The organism is Stenotrophomonas sp. YJH_SMC_94-11, assembly GCF_059370435.1.
Genome location: NZ_JCAFTR010000008.1, coordinates 1 through 23284 on the forward strand (window position 1 = coordinate 1; position 23284 = coordinate 23284).

Sequence of the window (23284 nt, forward strand, 5' to 3'; positions counted from 1 at the left end):
CTTCATCGAGATGTTCTTGCCGGTCAGCGTGGTGTTCTGCCAGGTGCTGCTCTCGGCATTGGCCTTGCTGCTGCCAACACTGGCTTCGGCGTACACGTACACGCCGGTCTGCGCCCCTACCGAGACGCCCACGCCGACTTCGGCACCGGCATTGCTGCTCTTGCTGCGGTCGGTCACATGCGCCTTGCCTGCTTCCAGCAGGATGTCGCCGGCCGAATCCAGGCTGAGGGTGTTGCCTGCACTCAGATTGCCCTGCACCACGTGGATGTCGCCCTGGGTGCTGGTCAGGTTGACGTTGCCGCCGCCCTGGATGGTGGAGCCACGCGACACCCTGCTGCTGCCATCGGCACTGCTGTTGGCGGTCTTGAAGCCGATGCCTGCTTCAGCACGGAACAGTTCGCCACTGCCGCCACGGCCGGACAGTGCCGAGATCGCACTGGCTGCCTGGTACGCGTTGGCGCCCGCTGCCATGCCCTGCATCTTCTGCAGGCGATCATCCGACTGACGGGCCGCGTCCACGTTGTTGATCAGGTCGATCAACGGCGACTTCACCCGCGCGAACACGCCGATCTTCAGGTCCTTGTCGCTCTGCGAGTAGTGGCCGCTTTCGTCGGCGGTCAAAAGCTCGATCTCGGCGGCGGTGATGTTCACGTCCTTGGTCGCCACCACGTTGCTGGCGGTCTGCGTGTACTTGCCGCCAGCCGTCAGGTTTACGCTGCCGCCCAGGCTGCCGATGCTGCTGGCCACCTGTGACACCTGCGCGCTGTCGTCCTGGTGCTGCTCGCGGTGCCAGCCGGAGAACTTCTCGGTATCCGATATCTGTACCGTGCCGATCGCCTTGCTGTCGGACGTATTGGCGTTGCTGACCGTATCCTGCCCGCTGCGCACCAGCAGATCACCGGCCGCACGGATGTTCACGTCCTTCTCGGCGGCGATGTTGGCTGCGGTCAGGCTGATGTTGCCCTCGGTGGTGGCCATGCGCACGCCGCCGCCGACCGACAGCTGCGTGCCAGTGATGGTGTCACTGCTACCGCTGCCCTGGCTCTGCGAGTTGTTGGTACCGAACGGTAGGCCGCTGGTGTTGTTGGCAAAGCCCCAGCCCTTGCCGCGGCTGCTGCTGTCGCTGCGCTCGGTGTTGTGGGCCACGTCGAACACGATGTCCTTGGTGGCCAGCAGCACAGCGTTGCCCTCGGCCGACATCTGCGTGCCCTGGCTGAGGATCGAGCCGCCGTTGGCAATCAACGTGAGATCGCCACCTGCAGCCAACTGGCTGACACGGGCATCACTGGTCGAATGGCTCTGCTCGCTGTTGGTGCGCTGGCTGCCGGCAGTCACCACGGTCGAAGTGGTGGCCGCACGCAGGCCGGAGGCTGCGCCTTCAGCGGTGCGGGTGATCCGCCCCATCGCCGAGCCACTGTCGGCCATGCCGTCGGTGGTTGAATCGCGGGCGCTGCGATAGGCCTTGGTCGGGTCGTAGGTCACGCCCACCGAGAACCCGCTGGACTTGCTGGCCTGGCTGGATTGGCTGTCCGTGGTGTCCTGTCGCGCCAGCAGCGCAATGTCCTTGCCCACCAGTGTCAGGTTCTCGCCTGCGGCGACGTCCGAGGCCTCGATCGTCAGTGTGTTTCCAGCATTGATCAGCACATTGCCGTCGCGCGAGGCGATCGCCGATCCCACCTGGGTGGTGGACTGCTCGGCGTGGGTGCTGCTGTTCTTCGCGCTGCTGTAGCCGACCGATGCCACGCCGTTGCCAAAGCCTCCGGTAACGCCGGATTTCTTTTTGCTCTCGCTGGACTCACTGCTGTGATGGTCCTCGGCGGCAGTGATCAGCACATTGTTGCCAGCCCCCAGAATCACGTTACCGGTGGCATCGACCACCGCACCTACCGCAGTCAGATCGCGGCCAGCCGTGATGTTGATGCGCTCGCCCTGGATCGCCGTGCCGATGGCATAGCTGTCGCTGGCGTCGACGCTGCGCGTGGTGGTGGTGCTGGAGAGTGTCTTCTTTTTCTTGTCGTAGCTGTCCAGGCTGTAGTCGTGCGTCTCGTTGGCCGAGAGCAGGTTGACGTCGCGGCCCGCAGCCACGCTTACCGCGCCGTCATTGCTGTCGACCAACGCGGCTGTAAAGCTCACGTCCCGGCCCGCGTTCAGCAGCAGATTGTCCCCGGCCTGCAATGTACTGCCGCGCACCGTCTCATCACGCTGGCTGACCTGCAGCGAGCTGCGCTTGCCTGCATTGGCAAAATCCCGGCTCTCACTGTCCACCAGCGCCTGGCTGTTGATGTCCCCACCGGCCTGCAATGCCAGGCCACCACCAGCATTGATCTGCGCTGCAGCAAGGTTGATGTCCTTGCCGGCGGCCAGCACCACATCGCCAGCGCCCTGCACCGACGAGGCAGCGTGTGTCGTCTTGCTGCTGCGCTGGTGGTTGCGTTCATCGAAGGTGGCGTCGCGGCGCTCCTCCAGCGCAATCGCGCCAACATCCAGAGTGCCGCCTGCGGCCAGCTGGGTCAGGCCGTCGGCGCCGGCGTTGCGGATCTGTGCGGCTTGCAGGTTGATGTCACCGCCAGCCACCACCGACAGCATGCCGTCGCCACTGGGATTGGTTACATACAGACCGGCGACCCGATCGATGCGGTTGGTCTCGTACTGGTAGGTGCCACCGCCCTGCTGTGTCTCCACCGTGGAGGCCACCGTGACATTGCCCGCAGCCTTGACCGACAGCGCATCGGTGGCCGTCACGGCGGCACCCACAACACGGATGTCGTTGTCCGACGACAGCCCGACGTACTGGCCGGAAATGCTGCCGCCCAGATGCTCGATGTTGCCGGCATCGATGGTCACCAGCTTGCGCCCGGCGATGTTGCCGGTGTTGACCAGGCCATTGCCCAGTTTGATATCGACATTGGCGCCGGCCAGCAGTGCACCGTTGGCGTCCAGATCGCCCGGGCGCAGGCGCAGGTAGACCTGCGGCACCAGCGCGGTGGTGGTGCTGCCATCGGCCAGGGTGACGGTCTGCTCGACCAGCCAGACGATGTCACTGGTCAGCTGTGCCATCTGCGCTTCGGTCAGCGCCACGCCGGGGCGAAGGCCCCATTCGCTGGCCACCGTGGCACCGGCCTCCAGCAGCGCGCGGTACTGCGCCTCGTCACTGGCGTAGCCGTCCAGGAAGCGGCGACCGGTCAGCTGGCCGATCTGCTCGCGCACCAGCTTCTGCTCGTAGTAGCCATCACCCAGCCGCTTCTGCACGGTATCGGGCGAGTAGCCCATCTGGCCCAGCAGGTGGTCCGAGCTCAGCCAGGTCTTGTGGTCGGTAAAGCGCGGATCGGTCTCGACCAGGTAGTGGCCACCGTTGGGATTGACGTTGAACAGGCTGGCGCTCGGCGCGCGCGTGTCCGGTGCGCCCATCGCGATGCGGTCCGGCGATCCGCCACTGGCCGCGACCACGCGCGGCCCGGACGTGCCGGTGTTGCCGCTCACGCCGCCGACGCTGCTCCCTTGCTGGGTACCGGCGGCATCGGCCGCCTGCGCCAGCGCGCGTTCGGCACCGGTGCCGGTGGACTGGCCCGGCCCCTGCGCACCGCCGTGGCCCGGCCCATCCGGCAGCGCCTTGGGCCCCTGCACGTTGAGGTTGGCCATGGCCGAACCGTTCTGCACGTTCGGCGCGTTCCGTCCCTGGTTGAGGTTGCTCAGGTCACCGACGTCGATGACCAGCGTGCCTCCACTGGTGATGCTGCCACCGATCCTGCCGATCTCCTCGGAGATCGTCTCATTGCTCCAAGTGACCCGTTCATTGCTGTAGGTGTGGCCCACGTTGTTGAATTCATGGGTGCGGAACAGCGTCTGCGCCAGATTCTCCACCTTCGCCGTTGCGGTCAGCCCCACGATGCTCAGGTTGCCCCCTGCGGCGATGCTGCCGTAGTGGTTCTTCAGGTTGTCCGTGCCGATGCGCATCGCCCCGCCGGAGCGGATCACCGCATCGGCGCCTACTCCGGCGCCGAGCACATCTTCGGTCACCGTCCGGGTGGCAATGCGGTACTGCTCGTTGCTGCTGACATTGTTGCCACCCGAGCCGCGCGGATTGGTCAGCGTATGATCCGGATCGTTGTAGTCCTTGTAGGTCCACAACTGCACGCAGTTGGTGGTGCAGGTTCCGTAGTTGCTGGAATAGGTCAGCTTGTCGTCGACATAGCGGAATGGCGGCGCATCGGGATGCAGGGTGCTCAGCTCGGCGAACGGGTCATCCGCGCCGACGCGCACCTGGTCCGGATTGACCTGGTTGTCCTGCCGGCCGACGTAGTACATCACCACCGTGCCATCCTGCACGTTCAGGCGCGCGCGTTCGCCCAGGCCTGCATACAGGCCACCGCGCCCGAAGAAGTAGGCACTGGTCTTCGAGCTCAGGCGCACCACCGCGCGATGCACGGTGAAGCCATCAGGCGTGATGTGCGGCGTGTCTTCGAGGATGTCGGCCGGGTCGAGGTAGTACACCTCGTGCGCGGAGTAATGGCTGGTACTGCGGATGTCCTCGGTGCCGTTCTTGCCGTTGCGCCACCATGCCGGGCGATCCAGCCGCACCGGATCCATCACGGTCCTGGTCTGCGAAACGACCACGTTCTCGCGGATGTTGTTGACCTCCTGCGCATCGATGGACAGGTTGCCGCTCACATCGATGACCGAGCTGATGTTGTCGATCCGCCCGGCAATGCCGCTGGCGATCCGGTCGGCGCCGAGCGCGCCACCGATGGCCGCATCACCGCCGCTGTAGATCAGGCCCTTGCCGGTGTTCTGCAGTTCGCGCACGCCCAGGTCCAGCCGCTCGCGTGCGGCCACGGTGCCGACGCGGGTGGCACCACCGGCCTCTTCGGCGCGGTTCTTCAGCACGCCGGTGGAGATCGCCACGCGATCACCGTAGATGCGCCCGGTACCGAGATTGTCGATTTCGCCGGCCTCCAGGAGGGTCAGCGCGCCATCAATCAGGCCCCGGTTGGTCAGCTGGCCACGGGCATTGAGGTGGGTCGTGCCCTGGCTGGAGATCTCACCCGAAGCCGCATTGGTGATGTTCTGGGCGTTGAGGTCGAGGTTGCCACCGCGCACCACGCCCTGGTTGTCGAGGTCGCCGGACAGGTTCAGCGACAGGGTGCCGTTGGCGATCCATTCGCCACGTTGGCGCATGCCCTGCTGCAGGGTGAGGCCGAGGTCACGCTGCGCATGCACCTGGCCGTCTTCGCTGAGCGCACGTGCGACCAGGGTCTGGCTGCCATCGGCGCGCAGCAGGCCGCCGCTGTTGGCGACGTTGTCCGCCTGGCTGTCCAGGTTGCCGCCGGTGCTGATCACGCCGCCGGTGTTCTGCAGCTGACCGTTGATCTGCAGCCGCGCACCGCCATCAGTGACGACCTGGCCCTGGCTGTTGTCCAGCCAATGTGCACCGAACTGCAGCTGGCCCGCCTGCAAGCCACGCGTGCCGTCGCCGCCACGGGTGTTGCGGTTGTCCACGCTGGCGGCCGTGAGGGTCAGCAGCTGGCCGGCCGCGATCGCGCCGTCGGCGTTGTCCAGGTGCCCGTCCAAGGTCAGGTCGAGGTTGCGCCCGGCCTGCACGCGACCACTGGCATTGGCCAGGCTCGCCGCCTGCAGCGACAGATTCGCGGCGCTGGCAAGTGTTCCACCGGAACTGTTGTCGACGCGGGCCAGCAGCAAGCGCGCATCGCCTTGTGCATTGACTGCGCCGCCACGGTTGTCCAGCACGCCACCATCCAGCTGCAGCTTTCCGGCCGCCAGCAATCCACCGCTGCCGGCGGTGGCGCGGTTGTCGATGTCCTGCCCGGCCGTGTTGATGGCCAGGTCGGCCGCCGACTGCACGCGACCGCCCTGGTTGTCCATCGCGCCACTGCGAACGCTCAGGTCGCCCTTCTGCGTGCCCAGCGTGCCGGCGCGGTTGTCCAGCCGCTGGCCGCGGGTATCGATGTCCAGCTCGCCGCCCAGCAGCGTGCCGCGCTGGTTGAGCAGGCCGTTGCCCTGCAACTGCAGCCGTTCGCCGGCCTGCATCGCGCCGTCGCTGTTGTCCACGCCTGCCGCCGTGGTCGCGCTCAGGTCCTTGCCAGCGACCAGGGTGCCGTGGCGGTTGTCGAGACTGCCGGCGCCCAGGGTCATCGTGCCAGTGCTGGACAGCAGCCCCTGCTCGCCATTGTCGAGACGACCCTCAACGCCCAGCACCAGCGCGCTGCCGCCCGCATGCACGGTGCCGCCCTGGTTGCCGAGGCTGGCCGCGGTGACCGTGCCGGCACCGCCGAGCAGGATGCGGCCCTTCTGGTTGTCCAGCGCCTGGCCGATCGCCAGCGTGGAGTGACCCGCGCCTGCACCCTGCAGCGTGCCCTGTGCATTGATCAGCTGCTGCGCGGTGACAGCCAGCGCGCCATTGCTGGCCAGCGAACCGCCGCGATTGTCCAGCACACCCTGTACGCGCAGGCGCAGCGCGTCTTCACCGGTTGCGGTGAGCGTGCCACCGGCGGTGGTCAGGGTATCGGCGGTGATGTCGACGCGGCGCGCCGAGGCGGTTGCCGCGGTCAGATCGAGGTTGGCGCCGTCCAGCGCGAAGCTGCCATTGCTGAGCACGCTGCCGCCGTTGCCCAGCAGGGTCTTCGCCGAGACCTGCAGCTGGCCGCTCCCCGCGTGCTGGATCCTGCCTGCACGGTTGTCCAGCACCTGTGCCAGCAGGGCCAGGTCGCCATTGCTGGCCAGCGTGCCACCGGCATTGCCCAGCGTCGTGGCCTTGATGCGACTGGCGCCTTCGCCGCTGGCGATGATGCGGCCACCGGCGTTGTCGAGCGTGGTCGCCTCGAGGTCGAGGCGATCGGCGCCCAGCGTTGCGTCACGATGATCCACGTCATCGGCGCGCAGGGTCAGTGTGGCCGAGGAGACCAGCGTGCCCTTGCTGCCGTCCAGGCGGCCGGTGGTGATGTCCAGGCCCTGGTTTCCGGCCTGGCGGATGCTGCCGCCGCTGTTGTCCAGCCGTGCGGCGGCGACCGCCAGGCGGTTGGCATTGCTGGCGATCGTGCCTTCGTGATTGTCCAGCGCACCGGCGATCTGCAGCACGCTGTCAGCCGTTCCGGCGCCGCTGAGCGTGCCCTTGCGGTTGATCAGTTCGCCGGCCTGCACATCCAGCGCGCCGTTGCCGGCGATCGTACCGCCACTGTTGTCCACGCGCTGCGCCACGTGCAGCCGTAGCATGTCGCTGCCGGTCGCGCTGAGGTTGCCGCCGGCATTGTCCAGGTGCTGCGCATCGATGGCGATGCGCTCGGCCTGGGTAATGCTGCCGGCCCCCAGCTGCAATTGGCCGCCCTCAAGCATCAGCGACGACTGGCTGAGGATGCGGCCGCCCGCGCCCTGCAGGCCGTCGGCGTGGATCTGCAAGATGCCGCCGGCGGCGTGTTCGATCGCCCCACTGCGGTTGTCCAGCCGTACCGCCTGCAATCGCAGATCGCCAGTACCGGCCAGGCGACCACCGTTGCTGTTGTCCAGGAGTTCGCGGGCCTGCACCTGCAGCGCACCACTGCCTGCGGCCAGCACCTTGCCGCCCTGGTTGACCAGGCTGCCAACCTGCAGCTGCACCTGGCCATTGCCGGAGATGCCGCCGCCGCTGTTGTCCAGGATGCCGCGGACCGCCAGGGACACGCCCTGCGTACCGGCCGACTGCAGCGTGCCCTTCTGGTTGTCGATGCGACCGGCGTCGATGCGCAGGCCGCCGTTGCCGACGATCTGGCCGCCCTGATTGTCGAGCGCATCGCGCAGGTCCAGCGCCAGCTCCGAGACACCCTGCGAAACGATCTGGCCCTGGTGGTTGCGCAGTGCTCCGGCGTGGATCTGCACACTCTGCGCCGATGTCGTACCACCACTCACGTCCAGCTCGCCGCCGGACAACACCAGCGCGCCGTTGCTGAGCAGGCGCCCTCCGCTGCCACGCAACGTATCGGCCTGCACGCTCAGGGTGCCGGTGCCAGCCTGCTGAACCAGGCCGTTGCTGTTGTCCAGCGTGGTCGCGACCAGTGCCAGATCGCCGTTGCCGGCCAACGTGCCGCGGGCACTGTTGTCCAGCGTCGTGGCCTTCACCGAACTGGCCCCGGTACCGAGCGACAGCAGGCTGCCGCCGCGGTTGTCCAGCGTCGCGGCGAGGATGTCGAACGCCGCCGCACTGAGCGAACCGTTGCGCAGATCGGCGTTGCCGGCCGACCATTGCAGGCGGCCCAGGGTACTCAGTCGCCCACCGCTGCCGGCCCAGTCGCCCGTATTCAACGCGAGACCACCGCCACCGGCGTGTTCGATGCGGCCACCGGCATTGCCGACCTGGCCCGCGCGCAAGGCCAGCTGCGTGGCATTGGTGGCCAGCAGGCCACCGTCGTTGTTGAACAGGCCCTGCACCGTCCACGACGATGCCGCCTTGCCGGCGTGGCGCAGTTCACCACCGCGGTTGTCGAGCGCCTGCGCATCCAGCCACAGGTCGCCGGCCACGCTCAGCGCACCCTTCTGGTTCGACAACAGGCCCACCTGCAACGCGGCATCGCCATGCACCTGCAGCATGCCGCCGTCATTGCGCAGCTCACCCCCGGCCTGCAGCGCGCTCACGCCCAGGCGACCGCCGCTGTTGTCGAGACCGTTGCGTGCGGCCAGTGACACCGTGCCGCCGTTGCTGATGCTGCCGCCGTCGTTGTCCAGCGTACCGGCGATGGCGATCAGGCCCTCGGCCATCGGTACCACCGGCGAGGTCGGCGTGCCGGTCGAGCCACCGCCGGTACCCGGCGTCCCCGTACCCGGGCTACCGGTTCCGGGTGTTCCACCGCCATTGCCGGGCGACGCGCCGCTGCCAGCGCTGCTCCCGTTACCACCTGATGCCATGGCATCCAGTGCACCCAACAGGCCATTGCTACGGTTGCTGGCTGCGTCGGCCTTGAGTGCCAGCGCTTGCACACCGGTCTGTTCAATGGCGCCGCCACGGTTGCGCAACCCCTGCGCCTGCAGCTGCAGGCGCTGTGCATTGAGCGTGCCGTTGCTGTTGTCCAGCGTGCCACCGGCGGTGATCGCAACTTCGCGCGTGGCCGCGATGGTGCCGCCATTGGCAAGATCGCCACCGGTCTGCACGCGCACGTTCTGCCGCGACTGCAGGGCGCCGGTGTTTTCCAGCCGGCCATCCACCGTCACCACCAGCTCGCCGGCCTGTGCGCCAATGCTGCCGGCATTGCGCACGCCCACGCCGTGCTCGTTGCCCACCAGCCAGATCTTGTTGGCGAACATGCCGCCCAGCGCACCAACGTCCAGCGCGAAGGCCGGCGCCTCGCCGCTGGCTGCGGTCGCACTGGCCTGGCTGTGGTCGGCACTGACCACGTTGTTGCCCAGCGTCGCCTGCAACTGATTGGCCCAGATGCCGGCGTTTACCTGCAACGAACGGGTGATCAGGTCGGTGTAATCGGCACGGCTGGTGTCCAGGCCATCGCCATCGATCTGGATCGCGCCCCCTGTGACGCGGTAGCCCTCAAGTGCGCCTGCACCCGTGAACATCGGCGTGCCGGTGGTCAGGGTCACCCGGCTGGCATTGAGGAAACCGCCGCCATTGACCTGGATGCCGGCCGGGTTGGCAATGATCACCTCGGCGCGCTGCCCGGCCACTTCCACATAGCCGTTGAGCCGGCTGGCCGGACCATTCACTTCATTGAGGATGACCCGTGCACTGCCGGTGGCAAGCCACGGGTTGCCCTGCACCCAGCCGCCCAGCTGCGTCTGCACCTGGCCGCGGGCGTTGTTGAGGATGACGCCATCGCGGCCCACGTCGAACTGCGAATAGCGGTTGCGCGACACACCCGCTGCCGACGGCGTGGTGATGTTCACCATCGGCACGCCATTGGGTGCCGTCACCATCGTCGGCCGTTCACGGCCCGGCGCATTTGGATCGGAAATGATGCGCGCATCGGACTGCGCCAGCGCAGGCGTTCCCAGGCTGACCCAGCCCAGTGAGCACATCAGTGCGAAGCCCAGCGGCGACAGCGCAGCGCTCTGCCGGCCCGGCACATGGCCGACCAGGCCACCGCCGCCCTTCACCAGCTCCGAAGCCACCTGCCAGACGCGCAGCGCGCGGTTGAAAACCAGACGATAGATAGTGTTCATGTCACGTGTCCTTGTGGCAGATCAGTAGCGCCAGGCCAGGCTGAAGCCGAATGTGGTGTAGTCGGTGGGGAAATGGGCGGGTTTGCGCAGCGCCGAACCCACGAAGCCATCCCAGGAAAGCTGCTGCCAGCCGCCGCGCAGGCCCAGTGCCATGCCGGCCAGGTCATGGCCGGACTGCCACCGCGCGGATGGGCCGCCGATGCGGCCGTAGTCGGCAGCCACGTAGAACTCCTGGCCGCCACCGATACCGAGCGAAAGATCGTTGCGCAGCGACCAGCCACGCTCGCCGCTGAGCGAGCTTTCACCGTCGAAACCGCGCACGGTATAGCGGCCACCGATGGCGAAGCGGTCCTGCGGCGAGAGTGGCGTGCGGTTCCACTGCGCCCGCCATGCGGCGGTGTAGCGCAGGCGCTGCCTGCCCAGCTGGAACGGCACGCTGAACTGCGCGTCGGCGGTGATCAGCTTCATCCGCGAGGTGCCTTCCAGCGGCAACGTCGGGTCCCACAACTGCGCCATCTCTTCCGGCGAACGCAGTGCGTGGAAGGCGCCCGTGCCACGCCGGTAGGCCACGCTGGCATCGAGCGTGGCAGTGCCGATGAACTGTTTGTGGGTCAGGCCCAGTTCCCAGCCAGCGGTGCGGCGGCGCTGCACTTCGATCTCGGTATCGTCGATGTAGTTCTTCGACTCGCGCTGCCAGCCGCGTGCGTAGGCACTGAACTTGATCTTGGCATTGCGCAGCAGCAGCCGGTCCACCCGCGCTTCGGCGTTGCGGCTGCGGCCGCTGTACTCGTAGCGTTCAAAGGCACCGACCACGTTCTGGCTGTAGTTGTAGGCGCTGGCAGTAGCACCGAACAGCCAGTAGCCGTAGGGCACGTCGTAGTGCGCGGTCCAGCTGTCGGTGTCCTTGCCGCGGCCGTTGAACACACCGCGGCCAGCACTGACGTAGAACAGCTCGTTCAGGCCCAGCGGATTGTCCAGCGACAGCGTCGCGTTGGCCTGCAGCTTGCCGGTGCCGCGGCTGCCGGCATCGTCCAGGGTGACGCTGGCGCGCACCGGCGAGCGCTGCGTCCAGTCGATCTGCAGGTCGCTCTGGCCCGGCGCCGCGCCCTCGCCGTCGGCCGGCGCGATCTTGATGTCGGCGCTGACGGTGGGCACGCGCTGCAGGTTCTCCAGGCCCTGCTCGATGTCACGCAGGTTGAGCAGGCCGCCGCTGCGGATCGGCAGTGCATTGGCGAGGGCCGGATGCCGTCCCTGCGGATCGGAGAACACGGCCTCGCGGAACCGGCCCGGCACCACCGACAACGCCAGCGTGCCCTGGTTGAGGTCCTGCGGTGCCGACAGCACGCGCGTGGTGACATAGCCACGGGCGATGATCGCGTTCTGCACACGCTTCATCACCACGTTGATGCCTTCGGTTCCCAGGCAACGGCCAGTGGCCGGATCGTCCGTCGGGTCGGCCGCCGCCAGTGCCCAGCCGAAGCGCTGGCTGTCTTCGCCTTCCAGCACGATGCGATCGATGCGTACGCACGGGTGCTCCTGCGCCGGCAGGCGGTCGCCCTCCTTCTGCGCGTCCCGCTCCAGGCGGACGTCGGGGCGTTGTTCCTGCTGCTCGCGCAGCACGCGTTCGCGCTCCTGCTGCCGCAGCAGTTCCTGCGCGGCGGGATCACCGGCCTGCTGGGCGGTCGCCGGCCATGCGGCAACGGCGAGCATCAATGACCAACCACGATGGAGCCTCGGCCCCGGGTGCTTCTTCCCTGTTTCCACGCTACGTTCCATTCGAAATCGTCCTGCCAGCCGCGGTGCTGCAGGAACGTGAACCGAGGCTGCGCCACCATGGACAGCCACGGCATCGCGCGACAGGCGCAATGCCGCAGTACAGATCGGCCGGCGCGGGAGTTTCTGAAGGATGAATTTCCGCAGGGCGCGCGTCAGCCCGGCGCAAGGGCTCGCGGCAAAGCGTTGGCAGGTGGCGGAACGAGCGTTCGCCTCGTACCTGCAAAGCGGCACATGCGGCTGCACGACAGCCGTGCAGCGAAGTGCAGCCGCGAAGTATGCGGTGCACGGCCCACGCCCGCAAAGCGAATCCGTTCAGCCGCACACACCCTGCGCGCGGGTCACGCTACAGTCGGCGCATGACCATCGTCCTACAGATTGAAGGCGCCGCCATCGATGACATCGCCAGCCTGTACACGGAGATCAACCGCGTGTTCATGGCTGGCGAGGCGTGGCAGCTCGGGCCAAGCCTGGATGCGCTGGACGACCTGCTGCATGGCAGTTATGGCGCGTTGGCCGGCCAGGCGCAGGCCACGCTGATCTGGCGCGATATTGCCCACAGCCGCACGGCCCTGGGCATGGAGACCACCCGCCAATGGCTGCAGGCAAAGCTGGACACACCGGGCAGCTTCAACACGCAGGCCATTGCCCACCAGCTGCAGGCCCTGCAACGGGGCGAAGGCCCGACCTACTTCGAGATCGTCATGGAGATTTTCACCAGCCACCGGCAGATCACGCTGGTCCCGGCCTGACTCCTTTACGTGCCGTACCGGCCTGCCACCGGTGGCGGCAGCCCTGCGCCCCAGCAGTTACCATGGACGGCCCTGTACCCGCTCCGCTGCGACCGCCCTCCGGCGTGGCCGGATGCCCAGATCCACGAGTCCCATGTCCAAAGACAAGTCCGCCGAACACACCCCGCTGATGAAGCAATTCTTCGCAGCCAAGTCCGAGTACCCGGACCTGCTGCTGTTCTTCCGCATGGGCGACTTCTACGAGCTGTTCTACGACGATGCGCGCAAGGCCGCGCGCCTGCTCGACATCACCCTGACCCAGCGTGGCAGCTCCGGCGGCGCACCGATTCCGATGGCCGGCGTGCCGGTGCATGCCTACGAGGGCTACCTGGCACGGCTGGTGGCGCTGGGCGAGTCAGTGGCGATCTGCGAGCAGATCGGTGACCCGGCGCTGGCCAAGGGCCTGGTCGAACGCAAGGTGGTGCGCATCGTCACCCCCGGAACCGTCACCGACGAAGCGCTGCTGGACGAGCGCCGTGACACCCTGCTGATGGCGCTGTCGCGCACGAAGCAGGGCTACGGCCTGGCCTGGGCCGACCTGGCCGGTGGCCGCTTCCTGGTCAACGAAGTGGAAACCGACGATGCGCTGGAAGCCGAACTGGCCCGACTGGAGCCGGCCGAGCTACTGGTGCCCGACGAAGAAAACTGGCCGGAATTCCTGCGCCAGCGCACCGGCGTGCGCCGCCGTGCGCCGTGGCTGTTCGATGCCGACAGTGGCCGCCGCCAGCTGCTGAACTTCTTCAAGCTGCATGACCTGAGCGGCTTCGGCATCGATGACAAGCCACGTGCGACCGCTGCCGCAGGTGCCCTGCTCGGCTATGTCGAGGAAACCCAGAAGCAGCGCCTGCCGCACCTGACTTCGATCGCGATGGAAACCGCTGGCGAGGCGATCGCGATGAATGCCGCCACCCGTCGCCACCTGGAACTGGATACGCGCGTCGACGGCGATACCCGCAATACCCTGCTGGGCGTGCTCGACAGCACGGTGACGCCGATGGGCGGCCGCCTGCTGCGGCGCTGGCTGCACCGCCCGCTGCGCCTGCGCGAGGTGCTGGTGCAGCGCCACCATGCGGTGCAAACCCTGATCGATCGCGGCAGCGACGCCGACATCCGCGAACAGTTCCGCCGCCTGGGCGACCTGGAACGCATCCTCACCCGCGTCGCGCTGCGCTCGGCGCGCCCGCGCGATTTTTCCACCCTGCGTGATGGCCTGGGCCTGCTGCCCGCCGTGCGCGAGGTGCTGGCGCCGCTGGATTCGCCGCGCCTGCAGGCCCTGCATGCCGCGCTGGGCGAACACGATGAGTGCGCGCAGCTGCTGGCCAGCGCCATTGCCGAAATGCCGCCACTGAAGCTGAGCGACGGCGGCGTGCTGGCCGACGGCTTCGATGAAGAGCTGGACGAGCTGCGCCGCCTGTCCACCCATGCTGACCAGTTCCTGGTCGATCTGGAACAGCGCGAACGCGAAAGCAGCGGCATTCCCACCCTGAAGGTGGGCTACAACCGCGTGCACGGCTACTACATCGAGATCAGCAAGGGCCAGTCCGACCGTGCGCCGGTGCACTACACCCGCCGCCAGACGCTGACCAATGCCGAGCGCTACATCACCGAAGAACTGAAGGCGTTCGAAGACAAGGTGCTGTCCGCGCGCGACCGTTCGTTGTCGCGCGAGAAATACCTGTACGAGCAGCTGCTGGACACCCTCGGCGAACAGCTGGAACCGTTGAAGCAGTGCGCCGCTGCGCTGAGCGAACTGGACGTGCTGGCCGCCTTCGCCGAGCGCGCGCAGGCGCTGGACTGGTCGCGGCCGGAACTGGAAACGGCACCGTGCCTGAAGATCGAGCGTGGCCGCCATCCGGTGGTCGAAGCGGTGCGTGAGCAGCCGTTCGAACCGAACGACCTGGACCTGCATCCCGACCGTCGCATGCTGGTCATCACCGGCCCGAACATGGGCGGTAAATCGACCTACATGCGGCAGAACGCGCTGATCGTGCTGCTGGCCCACATCGGCAGCTTCGTGCCGGCCAGCCGTGCGGTTATCGGTCCGATCGACCGCATCCTGACCCGCATCGGCGCCGGTGACGACCTCGCCCGCGGGCAGTCGACCTTCATGGTCGAGATGGCCGAGACCAGCTACATCCTGCATCACGCCACCGCCCATTCGCTGGTGCTGATGGACGAGATCGGCCGCGGCACCTCCACCTACGACGGCCTGGCGCTGGCCGATGCGGTCGCACGCCACCTGGCCTACCAGAACCGCTGCTATACGCTGTTCGCGACCCACTACTTCGAGCTGACCGCGCTGGCCGACGAACAACACGAGGGCGGCCGCAGCGGCATTGCCAACGTGCACCTGGATGCCGTCGAGCACGGTGAAGCGCTGGTGTTCATGCACGCGGTGAAGGACGGTCCGGCCAACCGCAGCTTCGGCCTGCAGGTGGCCGCACTGGCCGGCCTGCCGCGCACTACCGTGGCGCAGGCACGGCGGCGCCTGGCCGAGCTGGAGCAGCGCGGCGGTGAAAGCCATGCCGCCGAGCTGGCGCCGCAGGCATTGGATGCGCCGCAGCAGTTCGGCCTGTTCAGCGCCCCGGCCAGCAAGGCGCAGGAAGCGCTGGCGGCGATCGACCCGGACGAACTGACGCCCAAGCAGGCGCTGGAAGCCCTGTATCGGTTGAAAGCGCTGCTGTAACTGCAACGCATAGAGACGGCCTCCGGCTGCCATGCAGGAGGCCTCTTGAAAGTCTCTGCAAATCCGATTCTGCGTTTCAATTGACAGAATCTATCAATCTGAACGGATCATTCGATTATTCATTTCATCTGGCCCTAGCTAAAGTCGAGTGAAGATGTTCCACCCCGTCTTCACCCGCAGGAGCCAGCCATGAGCCAGTCCGATAACAACAGTCCCAAGTGCCCGTATCACACCGCTCCGTCGCCGGCAGAAGGCGCGCAGCAGCAGCGTGAGCTGAGCACGACGCCGAAGCAGAAGCACGGCGACGATCCGGTCACGCCGATGACCACGGCCTTCGGCGCACCGGTGGTGGACAACCAGAACAGCAAGACCGCTGGCCCGCGCGGCCCGCTGCTGATGGAAGACGTGTGGCTGCTGGAAAAGCTGGCCAACCTCAACCGCGAGATCATTCCCGAGCGCCGCATGCATGCCAAGGGATCGGGTGCGTTCGGTACCTTCACCGTCACCCACGACATCAGCAAGTACACCCGCGCCAAACTGTTCGAGAAGGTGGGCAAGCAGACCGAGATGTTCGCGCGCTTCACCACGGTGGCCGGCGAGCGTGGTGCCGCCGACGCCGAGCGTGACATCCGCGGCTTCGCACTGAAGTTCTACACCGAAGAAGGCAACTGGGACCTGGTCGGCAACAACACGCCGGTGTTCTTCCTGCGCGACCCGCGCAAGTTCGCCGACCTCAACAAAGCGGTCAAGCGCGACCCGCACACCAACCTGCGCAGCGCGCGCAACAACTGGGACTTCTGGACACTGCTGCCCGAAGCCCTGCTGCAAGTGACCGTGGTGATGAGCGACCGCGGCATTCCGCGCAGCTTCCGCCACATGCACGGTTTCGGCTCGCACACCTACAGCTTCACCAACGCCGACAGCGAGCGCTTCTGGGTCAAGTTCCACTTTGTCAGCCAGCAGGGCATCGAATCGCTGACCGACGCGCAGGCGCAGATCCTGGTCGGCCATGACCGCGAAAGCCACGGCCGCGACCTGTTCGACGCGATCGAGAAGGGCGACTTCCCGAAGTGGAAGCTGTTCATCCAGGTCATGCCGGAGCTGGAGGCGGAAACCTACCGCATCCATCCGTTCGACCTGACCAAGGTATGGCCGAAGAGCGACTACCCGCTGATCGAAGTGGGCCAGTTCGAACTGAACCGCAACCCGGTCAACTGGTACCAGGACGTGGAGCAGTCGGCGTTCGCACCGAGCAACCTGGTGCCGGGCATTGGCCCGTCGCCGGACAAGATGCTGCAGGCACGCCTGTTCGCCTATTCCGATGCGCAGCGCTACCGGCTGGGCGTGAACCACCACCAGATTCCGGTGAACGCCGCACGCTGCCCGGTGCACAGCAATCACCGCGATGGTGCGATGCGCGTGGATGGCAACTACGGCGGCCTGCCGCATTACGAACCGAACAGCTATGGCCAGTGGCAGGAACAGCCGCAGTACCGCGAACCGCCGATGAAGATCCGCGGCGACGCCGACTTCTGGAACTTCCGTGAGGACGACGCCGACTACTTCAGCCAGCCCGGTGCGCTGTTCCGCAGCTACAACCAGGCACAGAAGGACCGCCTGTTCGCCAACACCGCCCGCGCCCTGGGCGATGCACCGGACTTCATCAAGCAGCGCCACATCGACAACTGCAGCAAGGCCGACCCGGCCTACGGTGCCGGCGTCGCCGCAGCCCTCAAGGCGCTGGCCAGCCAGCCATCGGATCCGTTCAAGCCGGCGCAACCGGAAGCGGACTTCCCTACTGCGACCCCGGGCGCGGAAGACATCGAACTCTGATCGCCCTCCCCGTGTACGGCACGCCGCCTCCCTGTAAGGCGGCGTCGCCGTTTTAACGGTCCGCGTCGTACCTTCTGCACGCCCCACCCCAATCAAGGAATCCGCAGATGAGCCTGACCGATGAACTTCTCGCCAAACTGCAGGGCGAGCCGCTGCAGCAGGTCTCCCAGCAGCTCGGCATCAGCGATACCCAGGCCTCCGGTGCGATCAGCGCCGCACTGCCGGTGCTGATGGGCGCGCTGGGCAACAACGCCTCGCAGCCACAGGGCGCACAGGCGCTGCTCGGCGCACTGCAGAACAACCACAGCGGCCTGGACCTGGGCAGCGTGCTCGGCTCGGTACTGGGCGGCGGTGGCGGTGGTGCCGCCAGCGATGGCGCCGGCATCCTCGGCCACATCTTCGGCGGCAGCCAGCAGAAGGTCGAAAGCGGGCTGGCGCAGGCTACCCAGCTGGACAGCGGCCGTACCAGCCAGTTGCTGCAGATCCTCGCACCGATCGCGATGGCCTTCCTCGCCCAGCGTCTCGGTGGCGGCCAGGCCGATGCCGGCTCGCTCAGCCAGGCGCTTGGCCAGGAAAAGCAGCGCGTGCAGCAACAGGGTGGTCTTGCCGGTGGCCTGCTCGGCAGCCTGCTGGACCAGGACGGTGACGGCCAGCTCGGCGTGGGCGATCTGCTGAAGATCGGCGGCAGCCTGCTCGGCGGCAAGCGCTGACGCCTGCGGGCGCCGGACCCGATCCGGCGCCGCATCATTTACAGCGCGTCAATATCGCCCAGCGCGCGGATCAACCGGCGCGCGCGCTTGTCCGGCTTGTGCTCCGGCGGCTGGAACCCATCGCGCGCGGCGATGCGCAGCGCACGCTGTTCGGCACGACGCGCCTTGGAGGCCTCGCTCTCGGCATACAGCTGCTGCGCCGTCGCTGCGGGCCCGCGCTGATCGCTCAGGCCGAGCACCTGGACCTCGAAATGCTCTTCACCACGGTCGACCTGAAGCTGCTCGCCCACGCGCACCGCGCGTGAGGATTTCGGACGCTGCCCGGCAACGCTGACCTTGCCGGTCTCGATCGCCTGCTTGGCCAGGCTGCGGGTCTTGAAGAAACGGGCCGCCCACAACCAGATGTCCAGGCGGACACTGGGTGACAGCGGGGAAAGCTCGGGCATGGGGGCAGGCTACTCCAGTGGCTTGTTGAGGGGACGCGGGTTGTCCGGGTCGGCCCGGCAGCCGGTGCCGCCGATCAATGGCCGCACCCCGGAGGCCAGGTCCTGGCGCTGGCTGCCGACCAGACACTCGGGACGGTCGGTTGGCCGGATCTGGGTATCACCCAGCCGGTCGTCCATCGAACATGCGGCCAATCCGACGCTGATCAAGGCCAGCGCCAGCCTCCGCTCCACCTGCAGTCGTTGATGCATTGCCACATCCCGCAAACCGGCGTGGTGCTAGTGTGCGCCTCCCGGGATTCGATCACCACTCCATGGCCAAGGCACCGCTTGACCTGACCTCCGGCCCGATCGGGCGCAATCTCCTGTTGTTCTCCCTGCCGATCCTGGCGGGCAACATCGCGCAGTCGCTGAACGGTTCGGTGAACGCGGTCTGGGTCGGGCGCTTCCTGGGCGAGGCGGCACTGACCGCCACCGCGAACGCCAACAACATCATGTTCTTCCTGATCGGCTCGGTGTTCGGTTTCGGCATGGCCTCCACCATCCTGATCGGCCAGGCGATCGGCGCGCGCGACATCGCGCAGGCGCGGCGCGTGGTCGGCACCAGCGCCACCTTCTTCATCGGCCTGTCGGTGATCATCGCCCTCGCCGGCTGGTTCATGGCCCATCCGCTGCTGGCGGCGATGGGCACGCCGGCTGCTTCGCTGCCATTGGCGGAGGCCTACCTGCAGATCATCTTCCTGGCGATGCCGACGCTGTACGCGTTCGCCTTCCTCACCGCCGCGCTGCGCGGTGCCGGTGATTCGCGCACGCCATTCCGTTTCCTGATGGTGTCGGTGGCGCTGGACATCGTGCTGAACCCGGTACTGATCTTCGGCGTGGGGCCGTTCCCTGCGCTGGGTATCGCCGGCTCGGCGTGGGCCACGCTGGTCGCGCAGACGCTGTCGCTGGCCGGCCTGCTGCTGTACATGCGGCACAAGCGCCACACCCTGTGGCTGGGCCGCGCCGACATGCGCCTGTTCAAGCTCGACATGACCATCCTCAAGGCGCTGGTGGTCAAGGGCGTGCCGATGGGCCTGCAGATGGTGCTGATCTCGCTGTCGGTGATCCTGCTGATGACCATGGTCAACCAGTACGGGACCGACACCGGCGCGGGCTACGGCGCTGCCCTGCAACTGTGGAACTACCTGCAGATGCCAGCGATGGCGATCGGTGCAGCGTGCTCTTCGATGGCCGCACAGAACGTGGGGGCGCAGCGCTGGGATCGCGTGCGCGGCACCGCGCGCCAGGGCGTGCTGTTCAACTTCCTGCTGACCGGCGCGTTGATCCTGCCGCTGGTGCTGTTCGATCGCCAGCTGCTGGCGCTGTTCCTGCCACCGGCCAGCCAGGCGCTGGAGATCGCGCGCCACCTCAACCACGTAGTGATCGGCTCGTTCCTGTTCTTCGGCGTCAGCTTCGTGATCTCCGGCGTAGTGCGCTCCACCGGCGCGGTGATTCCGCCGCTGCTGATCCTGGCTGGCTCGCTGTGGGGCGTGCGCGTGCCGTTCGCCGAACTGCTGCAGCCGTACTGGGGCGCCGATGCGATCTGGTGGAGCTTCCCGGTCAGCTCGCTGGTGTCGATGCTGCTGTCGCTGGCGTATTACCGCTGGGGTGGCTGGCGCAAGGCGAAGATGATGGTCAAGCCCTCGCATGCCGAAGAACTGGCCACGCCCTCTGAGATTCCCGCCTGCCCACCGTCGCCGGTGGCCGACCCGGATGCGGCACTGGAGCGGTAGTGCCGGCCGCTGGCCGGCAACTTCAAACCCCTCCGCAAGCATCGCAGAACAGCCGGCCAGCGGCCGGCTCTACCGCTTCTTCGCCGCCGGGGATTACCACGGTAGTGCCGGCCGCTGGCCGGCAACTTCAAACCCCTCCGCAAGCATCGCAAAGCAGCCGGCCAGCGGCCGGCTCTACCGCTTCTCCGCCACCGGGGATTACCACGGTAGTGCCGGCCGCTGGCCGGCAACTTCAACCCCCTCCGCAAGCATCGCAGAACAGCCAGCCAGCGGCCGGTTCTACCGCTTCTTCGCCGCCGGGGATTACCACGGTAGTGCCGGCCGCTGGCCGGCAACTTCAAACCCCTCCGCAAGCATCGCAAAGCAGCCGGCCAGCGGCCGGCTCTACCGCTTCTTCCGGCCCGCGTTGAACGTCGCCGCCGCGCGCAGCAGCGCCTTGAACGCAGCGGCATCCGGCATCGCGCCTTCATGGATGTCGATCGCACGCCGCGTGTTGCCGTCCAGGCTTGCGTTGAACAGCCCCTTTGGATCGGCCAGCGCCGCACCGTTGGCGAAGGTCAGCTTCACTGCCTGCTTGTAGGTCTCGCCGGTGCACAGGATGCCGTTGTGCTCCCACACCGGTGTACCCCGCCATTTCCAGGTTTCCTGCACGTCGGGCAGCGCTTCATGGATCAACGCACGCACGCGTGCCAGTGTTTCACCGCGCCAGTCTGCCAACTCGGCGATGCGTGCATCGATCAACTCGGTGGCCGGTGTTCCGGCATCGGCCGGGTTGGGGGCATGCGTGGCCATCAGGAGCTCTCGTCGGGAAAGGAATGAGAAGGTCGGGGTTACATGCGCTCGCCGGGCAACGCGGCGGCCTGGCGCACCCAGTCGAGGAACTGTGCCTCATCCAGCAGGCCGTCCTGCGGGATGTGCAGGTAACGCGTATCGGCGCTCCTGGACGGCTCGGGCGGCACTGGCGCCAGTGCCGCGCCACGGAAGAACGCCACCTTGATGTAGCGGGTGAAGCAATGGAAGCCGAGAAACCACCCTTCGCCCGGCGCAACCGCATACATCGGCGAGTTCCACTTCACCGCCTTGTGCACCCCAGGTACGGCCTGCTCGATCAATGCATCCAGTCGCGCGCCGATCGGACGTTTCCAGTCCGGCATGGCGGCGATGTATGCCTGCACCGGCGCATCGCCCTCGCCCTTGGCGATCTGCGGGTTGCCACCGGACAGCAGCGTGGGCGCAGTGGAAGGTGCGGTTCGCTTGGCAGGCATCGCACGCTACGTCCATCGGGATGAAGCTGCAGCCTAGCGCGGGCCCGCCCGGTGGTCACGGCGCAGTGCGCCATCGGCTCAGCCCGCCTGCCGTGCGCGGAACCGGCGCCAGTCCGGCAGCTTGCGGTGGCGGCGCAGCGAGCGCATCAGCGCTGCCATCACGATACCGAACAGCACGCCAGCCGACAGGCCGGCCACCAGCAACAGCGCCAGCGGGCGCTCGCTGCCCTGCCACAGCATCAGCCACATCAGCGCGGTCCAGAACAGCCCGAACAACAGGCCCTGCACCAGCGCATTGGTGCCGAAGCCGGCCAGGATCGGTGGCGGCAGGGCAATGCCCAGGCGCCATAGCAGGCGGTGCAGCAGCGGCGCCGACTGCACGCGCGCCAGCCCCTTGCCGTCGAGAAAGCGCAGTGCCGACTGGATCACGGCGGGATAGCGCGGGTTGATGTCGCTCATCAGCTGATCGTGGCCGATGCGATGCCGGAAACGCAAACGGCCACCCGAAGGTGGCCGTCGCGGCAACAACCGAAGTTGTTTATCAGGCCTTGTCGGCCAGACGGGCAGCCTTGGCGGCAGCAGCGGCAGCCAGGTCTTCCTTGATGCGGGCAGCCTTGCCTTCCAGGCCACGCAGGTAGTACAGCTTGCCGGCGCGGACCTTACCACGACGCTTCACTTCGACCGAGTCGATGATGGCGCTGTGGGTCTGGAAAACGCGCTCGACGCCGTAGCCGTGCGAGATCTTGCGCACGGTGAACGAGGAGTTCAGGCCGGCATTCTTGGTGGCGATGACGACGCCTTCGTAGGCCTGCACGCGCTCGCGGCTGCCTTCCTTCACCTTCACATTGACGACAACGGTGTCGCCCTGGCTGAACTTCGGCAGTTCGCGGGTGATCTGGGCGGATTCGAATTCCGCGACGATGGACTTGTTCAGCTTGCTCATGGGTTACACCGATTCTTGTTCGGGTGGGCGTGTCGTATCGACAACGTGGGCTCATGCAGTCACCGGACTGTGCTGCACGTTTGTTTTGGGTACTGCGCGCGCCAACCGGGGCTGGCGGGAATTGGCCATGATAGCCGATAAAGCCAGCCCTGCGCTAGGGGCTGGCCTTCTGGTTCCGGGCCTGGCGGCCCTGCTCCAGCAGTTTGCGGTCGGCCTTGCCCAGTGCCTGTTCATCCAGCAGGTCCGGGCGCCGCTGGGCGGTCCGGAGCAGCGACTGCTGGCGGCGCCAGGCGGCGATGGCCGCGTGGTTGCCCGAGCGCAGCACCTCCGGCACGTCCCCCAGCGGGTGCTGGGCCGGCTGGCTGTAATGCGGGCAGTCGAGCAGGCCGAGGTCGCCCTCGAAGCTGTCCTGCGCCGCCGACTCCGCATCGTTCAGGGCACCGTCCTGCAGGCGGGCCACGGCGTCGATGATCACCGCCGCGCCCAGCTCGCCCCCGGACAGCACGTAGTCGCCGAGGGAGATTTCCTCGTCGACATTGGCCTCCAGGAAACGCTCGTCGATGCCCTCGTAGCGGCCACAGAGCAGGACCATGCGCGGCAGCGCCGCCAGTTCCCGCACCTTGGCCTGGGTCAACGGCGCGCCCTGCGGACTGAGGTAGATCACCCGCGCCGGGGTGGGATCGGCCTCTCGGATCGCCTGCAGGCAGGCCTGCAGCGGCTCGATCAGCATCACCATGCCCGGGCCACCGCCGAACGGACGGTCGTCCACCCGGCGATAGTTGCCTTCGGCGTAATCACGGGGGTTCCAGCCATGCAGGCTGAACAGCCCCTTCTCCCGCGCGCGCCCGACCACGCCCAATCCAGCGGACTGGGCGAGGAACTCGGGGAACAGGGTGATGACGTCGAAACGCAT

Annotated in this window: 14 protein-coding genes; 5 read left to right on the forward strand and 9 right to left on the reverse strand. The window is 67.2% G+C overall.

Annotated features, from left to right (window positions below):
• Together AC5P74_RS14280 and AC5P74_RS14285 are read right to left on the reverse strand one after the other, a co-directional pair.
• A partial coding sequence (locus tag AC5P74_RS14280) for a hemagglutinin repeat-containing protein (protein WP_495205043.1) occupies positions 1–10152 on the reverse strand: 10152 nt, incomplete at its 3' end.
• A 21-nt stretch (positions 10153–10173) separates the two neighbouring features.
• Positions 10174–11862 carry a ShlB/FhaC/HecB family hemolysin secretion/activation protein gene (locus tag AC5P74_RS14285; RefSeq protein WP_428986914.1) on the reverse strand — a complete coding sequence of 563 codons (1689 nt, stop codon included), beginning with the start codon at positions 11860–11862 and terminating at the stop codon, positions 10174–10176.
• Between the two features lie 422 nt (positions 11863–12284).
• Between AC5P74_RS14285 and AC5P74_RS14290 the strand changes: the two genes are divergently transcribed.
• The 4 genes from AC5P74_RS14290 to AC5P74_RS14305 all read left to right on the forward strand — a co-directional run bounded on the left by AC5P74_RS14290 (position 12285) and on the right by AC5P74_RS14305 (position 17945).
• Positions 12285–12677 (forward strand): barstar family protein, encoded by a 393-nt coding sequence (locus AC5P74_RS14290; protein ID WP_346607487.1) that lies wholly within the window; start codon positions 12285–12287, stop codon positions 12675–12677.
• 133 nt (positions 12678–12810) lie between these two features.
• Positions 12811–15402 (forward strand): DNA mismatch repair protein MutS, encoded by a 2592-nt coding sequence (mutS, locus tag AC5P74_RS14295; protein ID WP_346607486.1) that lies wholly within the window; start codon positions 12811–12813, stop codon positions 15400–15402.
• A gap of 189 nt (positions 15403–15591) precedes the next feature.
• Positions 15592–17235, forward strand: coding sequence for a catalase (locus AC5P74_RS14300; protein WP_005415744.1), 1644 nt, complete (start codon positions 15592–15594; stop codon positions 17233–17235).
• A 107-nt stretch (positions 17236–17342) separates the two neighbouring features.
• A complete protein-coding gene (locus tag AC5P74_RS14305) occupies positions 17343–17945 on the forward strand; it encodes a DUF937 domain-containing protein (protein ID WP_346607485.1) in 603 nt (200 codons plus the stop codon).
• Between the two features lie 38 nt (positions 17946–17983).
• Here AC5P74_RS14305 and AC5P74_RS14310 read toward each other — a convergent pair whose 3' ends face one another.
• The gene (locus tag AC5P74_RS14310) at positions 17984–18391 is read right to left on the reverse strand and encodes an RNA-binding S4 domain-containing protein (RefSeq protein ID WP_005415742.1); all 408 of its coding nucleotides are present in this window, start codon (positions 18389–18391) and stop codon (positions 17984–17986) included.
• Positions 18392–18400: 9 nt separating this feature from the next.
• The gene (locus tag AC5P74_RS14315; RefSeq protein ID WP_005415741.1) at positions 18401–18640 is read right to left on the reverse strand and encodes a hypothetical protein; all 240 of its coding nucleotides are present in this window, start codon (positions 18638–18640) and stop codon (positions 18401–18403) included.
• 62 nt (positions 18641–18702) lie between these two features.
• Here AC5P74_RS14315 and AC5P74_RS14320 point away from each other — a divergent pair, with 62 nt between their 5' ends.
• Entirely contained in the window at positions 18703–20163 is a 1461-nt protein-coding gene (locus tag AC5P74_RS14320) for an MATE family efflux transporter (RefSeq protein WP_346607484.1), read from the forward strand.
• 384 nt (positions 20164–20547) lie between these two features.
• Here the strand turns inward: AC5P74_RS14320 and AC5P74_RS14325 are convergent, their stop codons facing one another.
• The 5 genes from AC5P74_RS14325 to trmD all read right to left on the reverse strand — a co-directional run bounded on the left by AC5P74_RS14325 (position 20548) and on the right by trmD (position 23284).
• Positions 20548–20955 carry a DUF1801 domain-containing protein gene (locus AC5P74_RS14325; protein ID WP_206620217.1) on the reverse strand — a complete coding sequence of 136 codons (408 nt, stop codon included), beginning with the start codon at positions 20953–20955 and terminating at the stop codon, positions 20548–20550.
• Positions 20956–20993: 38 nt separating this feature from the next.
• Complete coding sequence (locus tag AC5P74_RS14330; protein ID WP_070489271.1) at positions 20994–21428, reverse strand: DUF1801 domain-containing protein; 435 nt, start codon at positions 21426–21428, stop codon at positions 20994–20996.
• Between the two features lie 78 nt (positions 21429–21506).
• Positions 21507–21887 carry a DUF6404 family protein gene (locus AC5P74_RS14335; protein WP_053498494.1) on the reverse strand — a complete coding sequence of 127 codons (381 nt, stop codon included), beginning with the start codon at positions 21885–21887 and terminating at the stop codon, positions 21507–21509.
• Between the two features lie 82 nt (positions 21888–21969).
• Positions 21970–22371, reverse strand: a complete 402-nt coding sequence (gene rplS, locus AC5P74_RS14340; protein ID WP_005415736.1) for a 50S ribosomal protein L19 — start codon at positions 22369–22371, stop codon at positions 21970–21972.
• A 154-nt stretch (positions 22372–22525) separates the two neighbouring features.
• Positions 22526–23284 carry a tRNA (guanosine(37)-N1)-methyltransferase TrmD gene (gene trmD, locus AC5P74_RS14345; RefSeq protein ID WP_206620218.1) on the reverse strand — a complete coding sequence of 253 codons (759 nt, stop codon included), beginning with the start codon at positions 23282–23284 and terminating at the stop codon, positions 22526–22528.